The following is a 12426-nucleotide window of genomic DNA, read 5'->3' as shown; positions in this document are numbered from 1 at the left end:
CAGTTCAGAAAAGGAAATTTTCTGGCAATGTTATTTCTTTAACTTTTTGGCCGCAATGCCCTACAAACGTGGGAGATTTTATGGGCGCCTTTTCTAGAATTGCAGCCGCTTGGTTTATCGCCGTATTGATTATGGGCGTTTCTTTTTGCCTATACAAGATGGAACCGGTTTCCATATTGCATTTTCTGGATGGATTACAAGGGATTGGATTGATCATAGGCGGTCCCATGATAATTTTCTGTATTCCCGCCGGAATTGTTTTAACAATAACTGTCAGCAATTCTGTTCCATTGTGGTCATCCTCGATAATTTGCTCCTGTTCTTGCGCATTCATGGCTTGGATCATTGCCGAGCAGACGTTCACGGCTGGCTGGGAGGGAGCATCTCAAGTGCTTACAGCTTTCGCGTTCTTTTTTGGATTGTCTTGGGCAGCGCTAGGATATTTTGTCGAGCGGCGTGAAAGACTTGGCTTTTGAGTTGGCCCGTCAGTCTACCTAACAAGCGTCTTTAATTGTTGCCCACCCCAAAAATCCCCAACAAAAAAAGGCCCGGCAAGCGCCGGACCCCTTCTTCATCACCACGCAACCTTGCGCGATGCTCAGTTCCCGACCACGCCCGGCACCTTCTGCCCGCGCGCATCGGCATAGCGCTCGCCCGTTTCGGCCCGTGCGATCGCGGCGTTGACCGGCACCTGCGCCTGAGCAGTCGCCATCCGCTTGCACGCCTGCTGCTCACCCATATCCTGCGCATTGCAGACCCGGCCAACGGCCCGCGCGATCCGCCCGCGCAACGCTTGCTGGTCGGCGGCTTTCGACAGGTTCAGGTCGCCATGGCGCACTTCGCTGGTGCGGCCATTGGATACGAAATTCTGCGACGACGCTGCGCCCGCGCTGGCGATCAGGGCGATGGAACCAAGGACGGCGGCGAATTTGGATGCGATAAACATGGACTGTCTCCTCAAAATTGTTGTCCGATGCGCCGCCAAAGGGGGGCTTATCGGCGCGTCAGGGGTGCGAACGGGGGAGCCGGGGTGTTGGGGTAGGCATCCTGTCCCGTTCGCCCACCCTGTCTACGCCAGCCCCCGCGCCGCCGCCCGTCCGCTTCGACCGGCGGCACCCCGCGTCGGCCAACGCCCCATCTGTCGACCAAGCGCAAAAATTGCGGCACGAACAGCGCGACGAACGACATGCGCGTCCAAACAAACGACATGTTCCGTAACGTAAAGCATGTGGCGAAAACTATCATGTCGATGGATGACCGCTCCGATTGGAAAGCAGGCCTGAGCCGAAGGTAAAAGGGTGCCTCTCAAGCACCGGCGCGCAGAAAATCGCGCTGCGCAGGCCCATATGGTCTAATTGTCGATCGGCTCTGTAAAACGCCCCCGGCACAAGGGATGCCGGGGGCGTATCCAGGTTGCTGTCGGGCACCGGGATCGGGGTAAACTATCAGGACGCAGACGACACCATGAGAGATGAACCGTCGCTTGACGGATCATATGTCCGTCGCCTGCCCCGCGACTATAGCGACGAAGCGCCCGTGCGGATCGACCGTTCGACCACTGACGCTTGCCATGCGCCCGGCTGCGTTTCCAACCGACGAACCGCCGATCCGTAACGGCGAACGACATGAACGCGCGTTTCCCGCCCGTTCCCCAAAGGCCGCTCTGGCGCGGCGCTTGCCCGCGCCCTATCTAGCAACAAACCCGCCTTGCCCGATCAGAACAAATCTGGAACAACGCACCTCATGAGTCTTACCCATATTTCCGTGCGCGGCGCGCGCGAACATAATCTCAAGGGCGTCGATGTCGACCTGCCGCGCGACAGCCTGATCGTCATTACCGGGCTGTCGGGTTCGGGCAAAAGCTCGCTCGCCTTCGACACCATCTATGCCGAAGGGCAGCGGCGCTACGTCGAATCGCTCTCCGCCTATGCGCGCCAGTTTCTGGAGATGATGCAGAAGCCCGATGTGGAGCATATTGAGGGGCTGTCCCCCGCAATCAGCATCGAACAGAAAACGACTTCGCGCAATCCGCGCTCCACGGTCGCGACCGTCACTGAAATCTACGACTATATGCGCCTGCTGTGGGCGCGCGTCGGCATCCCCTATTCGCCCGCGACTGGCCTGCCGATCAGCGCGCAGACCGTCAGCCAGATGGTCGACCGCGTCGCCCTCCTGCCCGAAGGCACGCGCTTCTACCTGCTCGCCCCCGTCGTGCGCGGGCGCAAGGGCGAATATCGCAAGGAACTGGCCGAATGGCAGAAGGCGGGCTACACCCGCGTCCGCATCGACGGCGAAATGATGCTGATCGAGGACGCGCCCGCCCTCGACAAGAAGTACAAGCATGACATCGAAGTCGTGGTCGACCGCCTGGCCGTAGAACCGGACATGGGGACGCGCCTGGCCGACAGCTTCGAACAGGCGCTCAAACTCGCCGACGGCCTCGCGTTCGTGGATCTCGCAGATGGTGTCGTACCGGGCCGCGAGGATGAAGCCCCCAGCGCCGACAAGAAGATGAAGGGGTCCGGCATCCCCGCCAACCGCATCGTGTTCAGCGAAAAATTCGCCTGCCCCGTCAGCGGCTTCACCATCGCCGAAATCGAACCGCGCCTCTTCTCCTTCAACGCCCCCATGGGTGCCTGCCCCGCCTGCGATGGCCTGGGCGAGAAGCAGCTGTTCGACGCCGAACTCGTCGTCCCCAACGAAGCGCTCTCGCTCAAAAAGGGCGCGATCGTCCCCTGGGCCAAATCCAATCCGCCCAGCCCTTATTATATGCAGGTGCTTGCCTCCCTCGCGAAGGAATTCGGGTTCAGCCTCGACACGCCCTGGGCCGACTTGCCCGGCGAAGTGCAACTCATCATCCTCCACGGCACCGGGGGCAAGGCGGTGACGCTCAAATTCATGGACGGCCGCAAAAGCTATGAGGTCAAGAAAGCGTTTGAGGGTGTCATCGGCAACCTCAATCGCCGCCTCCTGCAAACCGAAAGCGCCTGGATGCGCGAGGAACTGTCCAAATATCAGCGCGCCCAACCGTGCGAAACCTGCCACGGCGCGCGCCTCAAACCCGAAGCGCTGGCGGTCAAGATCGCGGGCGAGGACATCTCCCTCTCCACTCGCCGCTCGGTCGTGGACGCGCTCAATTTCTTCACCGCGATGCCGGAAAAGCTGAACGACCAGCAGAACCAGATCGCCCGCGCCATCCTCAAGGAAATTGTCGAGCGCCTCGGCTTCCTCAACAATGTCGGCCTCGATTACCTCAACCTCGACCGCACCAGCGGCACGCTGTCGGGCGGCGAATCCCAGCGCATCCGCCTCGCCAGCCAGATCGGCAGCGGCCTGTCGGGCGTCCTCTACGTCCTCGACGAACCCAGCATCGGCCTGCACCAGTGCGACAATGACCGCCTCCTCGTGACCCTCAAACGCCTGCGTGACCTCGGCAACAGCGTCATCGTCGTGGAACATGATGAGGACGCGATCCGCCACGCCGACTATATCGTCGACATGGGACCGGGCGCAGGCATACGCGGCGGCGAAATCGTGGCGCAAGGCACGCTCAAGCAGATCCTCAAGGCCAAAGGCTCCCTCACCGCCGATTATCTGAACGGCACCCGCCGCATCGAAGTGCCACCCAAACGCCGCAAAGGCACCGGCAAGAAACTCACCGTCCACAATGCCCGCGCCAACAACCTTCGCGGCGTCACCGCGTCGATCCCGCTCGGCACCTTCACCTGCATCACCGGCGTCTCCGGCTCCGGCAAGTCCAGCTTCACCATCGACACACTCTACGCCGCCTCCGCCCGCGCCCTGAACGGCGCGCGCATCCTCGCCGGCGCGCATGACAAGGTGACGGGCCTGGAACATTGCGACAAGGTGATCGACATCGACCAGTCGCCCATCGGCCGCACCCCCCGCTCCAACCCGGCCACCTATACCGGCGCCTTCACCAACATCCGCGACTGGTTCGCAGGGCTGCCCGAAAGCCTTGCTCGCGGCTACAAACCCGGCCGTTTCAGCTTCAACGTCAAGGGCGGCCGCTGCGAAGCCTGCTCCGGCGACGGCCTCATCAAGATCGAAATGCACTTCCTCCCCGACGTCTATGTCACCTGCGACGTGTGCCACGGCGCGCGCTACAACCGCGAAACGCTGGAGGTAAAGTTCAAGGGCCACTCGATCGCCGACGTGCTGGACATGACGGTCGAGGACGCCGTCGAATTCTTCAAGGCCGTCCCCCCCATCCGCGACAAGATGGCCATGCTCGCCGAAGTGGGCCTGGGCTATGTCAAGGTCGGCCAGCAAGCCACCACGCTATCGGGCGGCGAAGCCCAGCGCGTCAAACTCGCCAAGGAACTCGCCCGTAGAGCCACCGGCCAGACCCTCTACATATTGGACGAACCCACCACCGGCCTGCATTTCGAAGATGTCCGCAAACTCCTCGAAGTCCTCCACGCGCTGGTCGATCAAGGCAACAGCGTCGTCGTGATCGAACATAATCTCGACGTCATCAAGACCGCCGACTGGATCATCGACATGGGACCGGAAGGCGGCGTCAAAGGCGGCGAAGTGGTGGCCGAGGGAACGCCGGAAAAGGTCGCGAAAGAGCCGCGCTCATTCACGGGGCATTATCTTGCGCCGTTGTTGGGGTTGGAGAGTGTGGCGGTGGGGTAATATCTTCAATATTGAGCATAGTTTTTCATTATTTGCTTTGCGGACCTTTCGATATCTGGAAACAGAGTGCTGTCATCGTATCCAAGCCTTTTAAGACTGTCTCTTATTTTAGATTTTGATCTCGATGGAATTGCGGCCATTTGTACCGTTATTCCTTTTTTATAATCGGGACCCTTTGATCGGTTCAAACCGAAAATTATGAAGGCCCCACTCTGAGCAACGATTCTTTTATTATTCATCTTTGGATAAACAAAATATGGTTTAAACAAATCTTCTTTTTTTATTCTAGGTCTAAATTCTGGCTTTTCCGACCTTATAAATTGATACAGCCTATCAATAGAATTTAGTTGATGAAGCTCTTTTATTGTTCTTGCAGAAGTGTTTTCTATTGTTGTTTTTTCTTCATTTGATAAATTTGCAAGATTTGATATACAACTTATAGAGTCACTGTCATAATACTTTATTCTTTCCTCAGGAACTTCTGAAACAAGAACGGAGCCATCGTCAGAATTGCATTCTCCATCTTCGACAGCAAAATACAATGCCGCTAGAGGATTTCGAGAAACGTCCATCAGACAGGTTCTCAAACCAAAATGCTGCATCCGCACCAAATGATCGAACATGGATTTATCTTGATCAAATTCAGATGGGTACGAAGCTATTAAATCCCTTATCACTTTGCTTTCATGCTCTAATACGTTCATATCATCGCGAAATATACTTGGGACAACATCCCAATCAATATTAGCATGACCTCGAAATACATTTAATGGGTATTTTCGTGATTTTAATTTATCAAAATACTCAATAGCATCGTTAATAGAATTTATCTCTGCAACAATGTTTGGCCTTGGTGCGGCATATTCCGATGCAGCCATTTACCCCCCCGTGACGCTATTTGCATCCGCATGAAATCTTAAATTATGTATTACCGTGTTTTCTATAAAATATTGTCAAATCACCGCACTTCCACCAACCGCTCCCCACCCTCCAACAACACCACAATCCGCGCCCACCTCGCCTCAAGCCACCCCACCAGCGCCCGGTTCGTCGCGTTCCCGCACCGCAGCCACAGCAACGCGAACCGATCCGGCAAGCGCAGCACGACAAAATCCTCGTCCTTGCTGACGAGAGCAGCCCCATCCACTTCGGCGCGCGCAGCAATTTCGACATCGCTGGCCGCAATCATCCCGATGTCGCAAACATGCACGGCTTCATGGCCCTGCTCGTGCAGCCATCGGCACAAGGCAGGTGGCAACTGCGCGTCGACAAGGAACTTCATTCGGCAGCAAGCACCACGGGATGATCAGCCATAGCGGCTGCATATCCCAACGCCGCCCGCACATCATCAGCGCTCAGATAGGGAAAATCGGCTACGATCTCGTCCACGCCAGCCCCTCCGGCCAGCATCTCCAATATATCGCTCACCCGCACGCGCGTACCGACAACAATAGGCCGTCCGCCACAAACAGCGGGATCGACGGCGATACGGGGAAAGCCTGCAAGTGTCATGGCAAGTAAACTATCAGACAAGTCGCATCGCTGCTATAGTCGTACCATGCCCGAAGATGATGCCTTCACTGAGTCCGACTTCGACCCGCCGCCGCATCTGATGTCGCCGGAAGACCCTGCCGAATATGACGCTTGGTTCCGGGAGAAGGTCGAAGCCGCCCTCGCCGATCCAACACCCGGCATTCCGCACGAAGAGGTCATGAAGAAAATGCAGGCCATCATAGACCGGCACAAAAACAAGTCCTGACCCCACCCCCACTTCCCCCTGTCCTACACGCCCAACCCCGCCTTACCCTCCCGGCATCCCCTCAGCCGGAGGCACGCAAACCCATGTCCTACCACTTCCCCACGCTCCCCAGCCCCTCGCCCGAAACCCGCGCCGACGGCTGGACCCCGGCCCGCCAGCGCCGCTTCCTCGAAACTCTTGCCAGCACCGGCGTCATTCGCCTCGCCTGCGAAGCGGTGCGCATCACCCCGCGTTCGGCCTATAATCTGCGCATCCGCCGCGACGGCGCGGCCTTTCGCCTTGGCTGGGACGCGGCGATCCTCATCGCCCGCGCGCGGCTGGCCGATGATCTGATGGCCCGCGCCATCACCGGCCAGACCGAAACCATCCGCAAGGATGCGGACACGCACGACATCACCCGCCACCGCCATGACAATCGCCTCGCCATGTCGATGCTCGCCCGGCTCGATCGCATGGCCGACAGCCCGGCCGAAGGCACCGACGCTGCCCTCGCCCGCATCGTCGCGCAGGATTTCGCCGCCTATTGCGACATGCTCTGCCCGGCGGAGGACATGGCGCAGGAAGTCGAAGCGCTCGGCCTGCCCCGCCCCGGCGCGGAACCCTCGGCCCGTCCTATGGAGGACGCAAGGCTGCTCGACGGCACCATGCCCGACACCCCCGCGCCCGAACCCGCGATCGAGGCGGCTGCCACTGCCCTCTCCCCCGGCGCATCTGCCGCCCTGTTCGTCGCCGTCCGCATGGCGCTGCACAGCGCCGCCGCGCGGCCCCATGATCAGGCCCAATATGCCCCATTTGCCGCCGCCCAGGAACGGTGTGAACTTCGCCCGGAAAGACCGCTGGACCTCGGCGCGTTGCCGCCCGAAGAGGCCGCCACCCACCTGCGCGGCATCTGGTGGGACGACCAGCTTGATCGGTGGCGCACGGATTTCCCCGCCCCGCCCGGTTTCGACGGCGACGAAAATGACGAAATCTACGACATCGACAATTATGAGCGCGACCTGACGCCGGAGGAGGAGGATGCCCTTGCCGCGCAGCAGGCGGAGGAGCGCCAGCCTTACGAAGATGCTGCCGCCCGCGCCCGCGACGCCTTTTTCGGCCTGGAAATGGTGGACGAAACGGCGTCGGAAACAGGCTGAAATCCCGGCCAAAGCCCCCGCACGCGCCCGCCCGATTTGCTATTGCCCGCAACATGCCCTATATGGGCGATGCTACAGTCGCAAATCGACGGTTTTTGGCGCTTTGCGGCACCCGCTTCCTTCTTTCCCTGCCCCGTTAGCAATCCGGCGTATCCACACGGGCTGCGCCGCCCAGAAAGAAGGAATATATTCATGAGCACCATCACTGGCGTCGTCAAGTTCTTCAACGCCGACAAGGGCTATGGCTTCATTGCCCCCGACAATGGCGGCGCTGACGCATTCGTTCACATCTCCGCCGTCGAGCGCGCTGGCCTCGCCACGCTGCGCGAAAAGGACCGCGTCTCCTATGAACTGGAGCAGGACCGTCGCGGCAAGATGGCGGCTGTGAACATCTCGCACGCCGAATAATCTGACAGGTGTCGGCCGGGTGTGCGTTTCCGCACCCCGGCCGTCGCTTTTTCTGCCCGCCACTGGAAGGAACCCCGCCATGGCCAATCCCGACTATCGCACGCTCGCCGCGCAGGCCCGCACCGCTGCTGACGCGGCAACGCTGGATAATGTCCGCGACCGCTGCCTCCGTTCGGAAGCCGGCTTCCTCGCCATGGCAGAGCGGCAGGATCTGGCCGACGCGAACCGCGCCCGCCGCGAAGCCCCTGCCGCCGCGACCCCGGACCTGCATCAGGCCTGACATCCGGCCCGCGACAGCTTCGCTCCGTCGCACAGTTTTGGCCTGCGGGAACTCCCCGCCGCGCCGCCAGTTATGCTCCCGAACCCCAAACAAGGAGCATATCATGATCCGCACCCTGATTTTCGGCGCCATCGCCGGTTATGTCGGCAAGAAACTGTACGACGACGGCAAGCTGACCGAATTCAAGAACGACCTCGTCACCCGCTATAATGACGCAAAGGCCAATCTGGCCGACCAGAGCGACAGCCTGTCGACCCCGGTCGTGACCAGCACGACCCCTGGCCTGAACCGCCCCCTCCCCAACTAATCTTTTCGGACACGCAAAAGGGCGCGGCCATCGCTGGCCGCGCCCTTTCCTATTGTCCGACGCAGCCTCACAGCTTGCTGGTAAGCTCCGGCACGATCTTGAACAGATCGCCGACCAGCCCGATGTCGGCCACCTGGAATATCGGTGCGTCCTCATCCTTGTTGATGGCGATGATGGTCTTGCTGTCCTTCATTCCGGCAAGATGCTGGATCGCCCCGGAAATGCCGACCGCGACATAGACTTCCGGCGCCACGATCTTGCCGGTCTGCCCGACCTGATAATCGTTCGGCACATAACCTGCGTCCACTGCCGCCCGGCTCGCACCGACGGCCGCGCCCAGCTTGTCGGCCAGCGGGAAGATCACTTCCTCGAACGTCGGCCCGTCCTTCAATGCCCGGCCACCCGACACGATGATCTTCGCACTGGTCAGTTCGGGACGCTCCAGCTTGGCGATCTCTGCGCCGACAAAGGACGACAGTCCCTTGTCCCCGGTCGATGCCACCGCTTCGACCACGCCCGAACCGCCGTCCCGCGCCGCCTTCTCGAACGCGGTGCCGCGCACGGTGATGACTTTCTTGGCGTCCTTGCTGCGAACCGTGGCAATCGCATTGCCCGCATAGATGGGCCGCGTGAACGTGCCGTCGCTTTCGACCGAAAGAATGTCCGACAGCTGCATCACGTCCAGCAGCGCAGCGACACGCGGCGCGATATTCTTGCCATTGCTCGTGGCCGGCGCGACGAAAGCATCATGATGCCCCATCAGTTCCACGATCAGCGGCGCGATATTCTCCGCCAGCGCATGGCCAAAGGCCGCGTCGTCGGCGACATGCACCTTGCCCACGCCCGCAATCTGCGCAGCCGCCTCGGCCACGCCGCCGACGCCTTCGCCAGCGACCAGCAGATGCACTTCGCCCAGCTGCGATGCAGCGGTGACGGCCGAGAGCGTCGCGTCCTTGACCGCGCCACCTTCATGTTCAACCCATACCAGCGTTTTCATGCGGCTACTCCCATGGCCTTGAGCTTGGCGACCAGTTCATCGACATCGGCGACCTTCACGCCCGCCGTCCGCTTGGGCGGTTCGACGACCTTGAGCGTTTCCAGCCGGGCGCTGATGTCCACGCCATAATCGGCGGGGGTTTTCTGCGCCAGCGGCTTGGATTTCGCCTTCATGATGTTGGGCAGCGAGGCATAGCGCGGCTCGTTCAAACGCAGGTCAGTGGTGATGATCGCGGGCAGCGACAGCTTCACCGTCTCCAGCCCGCCATCGACTTCGCGCGTCACCGAAACGCTGCCGTCGGCAACCTCGACCTTGCTGGCGAACGTGCCTTGCGGCAAGCCCAGCAGCGCGGCCAGCATCTGGCCGGTCTGGTTGCTGTCATCGTCGATCGCCTGCTTGCCCAGGATGATCAGGCCAGCGCCTTCCTCTTCCTGCACCTTGGCCAGCAGCTTGGCCACGCCCAGCGGCTCGACATCCTCGTCGGTCTGGATCAGGATCGCCCGGTCAGCACCCATGGCGAGCGACGTGCGCAAGGTTTCCTGCGCCTTCGCCACACCAATCGACACGGCGATCACCTCGGTCGCCACGCCCTTTTCCTTCAGGCGGATCGCTTCCTCGATCGCTATCTCGTCAAACGGGTTCATGCTCATCTTGACGTTGGCCAGATCAACGCCCGTCCCGTCCGCCTTAACACGCGGCTTCACATTATAATCAATCACCCGCTTCACAGGCACAAGGATCTTCATTGCAACATCCTCCAGTAGAAACGCCAACACGGGCGCGAGCAGTCCGTTACCGGACCACCCGCACCCCTTATGGTTTCAGTTCAGGTGAAAAGCGGCCTCAGGCTGCCTTCCTCACTTCCGCCACGATCTTGCGTGCCGCGTCACCCAGATCGTCCGCCGGGACGATGGCCAGGCCCGAAGCCGCGAGAATATCCTTGCCCTGCTGGACATTGGTGCCTTCCAGGCGAACCACCAGCGGAACCGACAGGTTCACTTCCTTGGCCGCTGCAACGATACCATCGGCGATGATATCGCACTTCATGATGCCGCCGAAGATGTTGACCAGGATGCCCTTGACCGCCGGATCCTGCAAAATGATCTTGAACGCCGCCGTCACCTTCTCGGTCGTGGCGCCGCCGCCTACGTCCAGGAAGTTGGCAGGGAATTCGCCATTCAGCTTGATGATATCCATCGTCGCCATGGCCAGGCCCGCGCCGTTGACCATGCAACCGATGTTGCCGTCCAGCTTGATATAGGCGAGGTCATATTTCGAGGCTTCGACTTCTGCCGCATCTTCCTCGGTCAGGTCGCGCAGCTGCGCAATGTCCTTGTGACGGAACATGGCGTTGCCGTCGAAAGCGACCTTGGCGTCCAGCACCAGCAGATTGCCCTGCTCGGTCAGCGCCAGCGGATTGATTTCGATCTGCTCGGCATCGGTATCGACGAAAGCAGCGTAGAGCGACGCCGCGACCTTGGAAGCCTGCTTGGCCAGATCGCCGGACAGACCCAGCGCAGCGGCGATCGAACGACCATGGTGCGCCATGAAGCCGGTTGCGGGATCGACCGAGAAGCTGTGGATCTTTTCAGGCGTCGAATGAGCGACTTCCTCAATGTCCATGCCGCCTTCGGTGGACACCACGAAGGCGATCTTGCTGCTGCCGCGATCGACCAGCAGGGCAAGGTAGAATTCCTTGTCGATGTCAGCGCCATCGGTGACATACAGGCGGTTGACCTGCTTGCCCGCATCGCCGGTCTGGATCGTCACCAGCGTATTGCCCAGCATGTCGGTGGCGTGCGCCTTGACCTCATCCAGGGTAAAGGCGAGGCGAACGCCGCCCTTGGCTTCAGGGGCCAATTCCTTGAACTTGCCCTTGCCACGGCCACCGGCGTGGATCTGCGACTTTACGACATAGAGCGGTCCGGGCAGCTTCTTGGCGGCCTCGACGGCTTCCTCGACGGTGAAGGCGGCGTGACCGGCGGCGATGGGCGCGCCATATTTGGCGAGCAATTCTTTCGCCTGATATTCATGGATGTTCATGGGGCAAGCCGTCCTTTTTGCGTCGAACCGTTATGACGACGGCTAAAGCACAGCAACCCGGCGTTGAAAAGATGGATTTCGCAAATGCACTTTGCAAAATTGCAAAAGCGTTGCGAAGCGGATCGCCCGATTATTGCAAAATCAGGCTAGATTGCGCAGCGGATCGCCGCTTTGCTCGATACCAGGAATATCTCGGGATCTTCCAGCGCACGCACTTTGTAGAGGAAGCGATCCAGAGTCATGTCGCCCATGTGTGACTTGCGGAGCGAAGCCAGCGACTGGAGCCGCCGCAACTGCATCAGGCCGAGCCGGTCGGCCATGTCCGTGGCCATGCAGCCTGCCATGCGCGGCGAAAGGCCAGCCTCTATCAGCCCTGCGCGCAGCTTTGATTCGGGCGAAATGCTGGCGCAGGACGCGACCAGCAGGAAAGCAGGTGCTGCGGCGAGCAGGCGGTGGAAAGCGATGGCTGTCATTCCTCTCTCATGGCAAGACATGGCTTAACGCAGCATAAATGCGGCGCGATCAGACAGGATGCAGATGGACAAGTTTTTTGCCGCACTTTCGCACCGCATCGCCAGCTGGGCGGGGCAACCGCTAGCCTTCATTCTGGCGACAGGAACAGTGCTGTGCTGGATCGTCACCGGGCCGCTGTTCGGCTTTTCGGACACATGGCAACTGGTCATCAACACCGGCACGACCATCATCACCTTCCTGATGGTATTCCTGTTAAGGAATAGCGTTAACCATATTCGCTCAGCCTAGACCACCTAACGGCGTTGACCACAAACGACCAATGCACGAACCCGCTCCGCGGGAGGGTCGCTTGGGGTGACG

The 12426-nt window shown here is 60.1% G+C and carries 16 protein-coding genes and 1 pseudogene; 8 read left to right on the top strand and 9 right to left on the bottom strand.

Annotated elements, in window-relative coordinates:
- Window positions 1-4 precede the first annotated feature (4 nt).
- A complete protein-coding gene (locus SPBM01_RS02005) occupies window positions 5-334 on the bottom strand; it encodes a hypothetical protein (RefSeq protein WP_188063778.1) in 330 nt (109 codons plus the stop codon).
- 264 nt (window positions 335-598) lie between these two features.
- Window positions 599-946, bottom strand: coding sequence for a UrcA family protein (locus SPBM01_RS02000; protein ID WP_188063777.1), 348 nt, complete (start codon window positions 944-946; stop codon window positions 599-601).
- A 518-nt stretch (window positions 947-1464) separates the two neighbouring features.
- Here SPBM01_RS02000 and SPBM01_RS01995 point away from each other — a divergent pair.
- Entirely contained in the window at window positions 1465-1614 is a 150-nt protein-coding gene (locus SPBM01_RS01995) for a hypothetical protein (RefSeq protein WP_188063776.1), read from the top strand.
- A 129-nt stretch (window positions 1615-1743) separates the two neighbouring features.
- Entirely contained in the window at window positions 1744-4662 is a 2919-nt protein-coding gene (gene uvrA, locus SPBM01_RS01990) for an excinuclease ABC subunit UvrA (protein WP_188063775.1), read from the top strand.
- 5 nt (window positions 4663-4667) lie between these two features.
- Here the strand turns inward: uvrA and SPBM01_RS01985 are convergent, their stop codons facing one another.
- The 3 genes from SPBM01_RS01985 to SPBM01_RS01975 all read right to left on the bottom strand — a co-directional run bounded on the left by SPBM01_RS01985 (window position 4668) and on the right by SPBM01_RS01975 (window position 6174).
- On the bottom strand, window positions 4668-5540 hold the full coding sequence (locus SPBM01_RS01985; RefSeq protein ID WP_188063774.1) for an FRG domain-containing protein: 873 nt from the start codon (window positions 5538-5540) through the stop codon (window positions 4668-4670).
- An 80-nt stretch (window positions 5541-5620) separates the two neighbouring features.
- Entirely contained in the window at window positions 5621-5944 is a 324-nt protein-coding gene (locus tag SPBM01_RS01980; RefSeq protein ID WP_188063773.1) for a DUF5615 family PIN-like protein, read from the bottom strand.
- A complete protein-coding gene (locus tag SPBM01_RS01975; RefSeq protein ID WP_188063772.1) occupies window positions 5941-6174 on the bottom strand; it encodes a DUF433 domain-containing protein in 234 nt (77 codons plus the stop codon). Before SPBM01_RS01975 ends, SPBM01_RS01980 begins: the two co-directional genes overlap by 4 nt.
- A 46-nt stretch (window positions 6175-6220) precedes the next feature.
- Between SPBM01_RS01975 and SPBM01_RS01970 the strand changes: the two genes are divergently transcribed.
- The 5 genes from SPBM01_RS01970 (at window position 6221) to SPBM01_RS01950 (ending at window position 8552) form a co-directional block, all read left to right on the top strand.
- Window positions 6221-6421, top strand: a complete 201-nt coding sequence (locus SPBM01_RS01970) for an addiction module antitoxin (protein WP_188063771.1) — start codon at window positions 6221-6223, stop codon at window positions 6419-6421.
- A gap of 83 nt (window positions 6422-6504) precedes the next feature.
- Window positions 6505-7557 (top strand): hypothetical protein, encoded by a 1053-nt coding sequence (locus SPBM01_RS01965; RefSeq protein ID WP_188063770.1) that lies wholly within the window; start codon window positions 6505-6507, stop codon window positions 7555-7557.
- Window positions 7558-7749: 192 nt separating this feature from the next.
- Window positions 7750-7965: a cold-shock protein gene (locus tag SPBM01_RS01960; protein ID WP_188063769.1), complete on the top strand. Its 216-nt coding sequence runs from the start codon at window positions 7750-7752 to the stop codon at window positions 7963-7965.
- Between the two features lie 79 nt (window positions 7966-8044).
- Window positions 8045-8245: a hypothetical protein gene (locus tag SPBM01_RS01955; RefSeq protein ID WP_188063768.1), complete on the top strand. Its 201-nt coding sequence runs from the start codon at window positions 8045-8047 to the stop codon at window positions 8243-8245.
- A 103-nt stretch (window positions 8246-8348) separates the two neighbouring features.
- On the top strand, window positions 8349-8552 hold the full coding sequence (locus SPBM01_RS01950; protein WP_188063767.1) for a hypothetical protein: 204 nt from the start codon (window positions 8349-8351) through the stop codon (window positions 8550-8552).
- A 67-nt stretch (window positions 8553-8619) separates the two neighbouring features.
- Here SPBM01_RS01950 and SPBM01_RS01945 read toward each other — a convergent pair whose 3' ends face one another.
- The 4 genes from SPBM01_RS01945 to SPBM01_RS01930 all read right to left on the bottom strand — a co-directional run bounded on the left by SPBM01_RS01945 (window position 8620) and on the right by SPBM01_RS01930 (window position 12065).
- On the bottom strand, window positions 8620-9549 hold the full coding sequence (locus tag SPBM01_RS01945) for an electron transfer flavoprotein subunit alpha/FixB family protein (protein ID WP_188063766.1): 930 nt from the start codon (window positions 9547-9549) through the stop codon (window positions 8620-8622).
- The gene (locus tag SPBM01_RS01940) at window positions 9546-10295 is read right to left on the bottom strand and encodes an electron transfer flavoprotein subunit beta/FixA family protein (protein ID WP_188062383.1); all 750 of its coding nucleotides are present in this window, start codon (window positions 10293-10295) and stop codon (window positions 9546-9548) included. The genes SPBM01_RS01945 and SPBM01_RS01940 overlap by 4 nt, the downstream gene beginning before the upstream one ends.
- Before the next feature lie 97 nt (window positions 10296-10392).
- Window positions 10393-11592, bottom strand: coding sequence for an ADP-forming succinate--CoA ligase subunit beta (gene sucC, locus SPBM01_RS01935; RefSeq protein WP_188063765.1), 1200 nt, complete (start codon window positions 11590-11592; stop codon window positions 10393-10395).
- A gap of 146 nt (window positions 11593-11738) precedes the next feature.
- Window positions 11739-12065: a hypothetical protein gene (locus SPBM01_RS01930; protein WP_188063764.1), complete on the bottom strand. Its 327-nt coding sequence runs from the start codon at window positions 12063-12065 to the stop codon at window positions 11739-11741.
- Window positions 12066-12129: 64 nt separating this feature from the next.
- Between SPBM01_RS01930 and SPBM01_RS01925 the strand changes: the two are divergent.
- A pseudogene (locus SPBM01_RS01925) lies at window positions 12130-12351 on the top strand (low affinity iron permease family protein); the annotation flags it as partial.
- Between the last annotated feature and the right edge of the window lie 75 nt (window positions 12352-12426).

It is taken from the genome of Sphingobium sp. KCTC 72723 (genome assembly GCF_014280435.1).
In the GTDB taxonomy this organism is placed as follows: Bacteria; Pseudomonadota; Alphaproteobacteria; order Sphingomonadales; family Sphingomonadaceae; genus Sphingobium.
The sequence above is the reverse complement of the archived record's forward strand: the minus strand, read 5'-3'. Positions and strand labels throughout refer to the sequence as shown.

Bases quoted from the DNA above. Each gene is read 5' to 3' on its own strand.
- SPBM01_RS01985 (WP_188063774.1), bottom strand. From the start codon at position 5,540: ATGGCTGCATCGGAATATGCCGCACCAAGGCCAAACATTGTTGCAGAG.
- SPBM01_RS01995 (WP_188063776.1), top strand. From the start codon at position 1,465: ATGAGAGATGAACCGTCGCTTGACGGATCATATGTCCGTCGCCTGCCC.
- SPBM01_RS01930 (WP_188063764.1), bottom strand. From the start codon at position 12,065: ATGACAGCCATCGCTTTCCACCGCCTGCTCGCCGCAGCACCTGCTTTC.
- SPBM01_RS01945 (WP_188063766.1), bottom strand. From the start codon at position 9,549: ATGAAAACGCTGGTATGGGTTGAACATGAAGGTGGCGCGGTCAAGGAC.
- SPBM01_RS02000 (WP_188063777.1), bottom strand. From the start codon at position 946: ATGTTTATCGCATCCAAATTCGCCGCCGTCCTTGGTTCCATCGCCCTG.
- SPBM01_RS01955 (WP_188063768.1), top strand. From the start codon at position 8,045: ATGGCCAATCCCGACTATCGCACGCTCGCCGCGCAGGCCCGCACCGCT.
- SPBM01_RS01965 (WP_188063770.1), top strand. From the start codon at position 6,505: ATGTCCTACCACTTCCCCACGCTCCCCAGCCCCTCGCCCGAAACCCGC.
- sucC (WP_188063765.1), bottom strand. From the start codon at position 11,592: ATGAACATCCATGAATATCAGGCGAAAGAATTGCTCGCCAAATATGGC.
- SPBM01_RS01960 (WP_188063769.1), top strand. From the start codon at position 7,750: ATGAGCACCATCACTGGCGTCGTCAAGTTCTTCAACGCCGACAAGGGC.
- SPBM01_RS01940 (WP_188062383.1), bottom strand. From the start codon at position 10,295: ATGAAGATCCTTGTGCCTGTGAAGCGGGTGATTGATTATAATGTGAAG.
- SPBM01_RS01975 (WP_188063772.1), bottom strand. From the start codon at position 6,174: ATGACACTTGCAGGCTTTCCCCGTATCGCCGTCGATCCCGCTGTTTGT.
- SPBM01_RS01970 (WP_188063771.1), top strand. From the start codon at position 6,221: ATGCCCGAAGATGATGCCTTCACTGAGTCCGACTTCGACCCGCCGCCG.
- uvrA (WP_188063775.1), top strand. From the start codon at position 1,744: ATGAGTCTTACCCATATTTCCGTGCGCGGCGCGCGCGAACATAATCTC.
- SPBM01_RS02005 (WP_188063778.1), bottom strand. From the start codon at position 334: ATGAATGCGCAAGAACAGGAGCAAATTATCGAGGATGACCACAATGGA.
- SPBM01_RS01980 (WP_188063773.1), bottom strand. From the start codon at position 5,944: ATGAAGTTCCTTGTCGACGCGCAGTTGCCACCTGCCTTGTGCCGATGG.
- SPBM01_RS01950 (WP_188063767.1), top strand. From the start codon at position 8,349: ATGATCCGCACCCTGATTTTCGGCGCCATCGCCGGTTATGTCGGCAAG.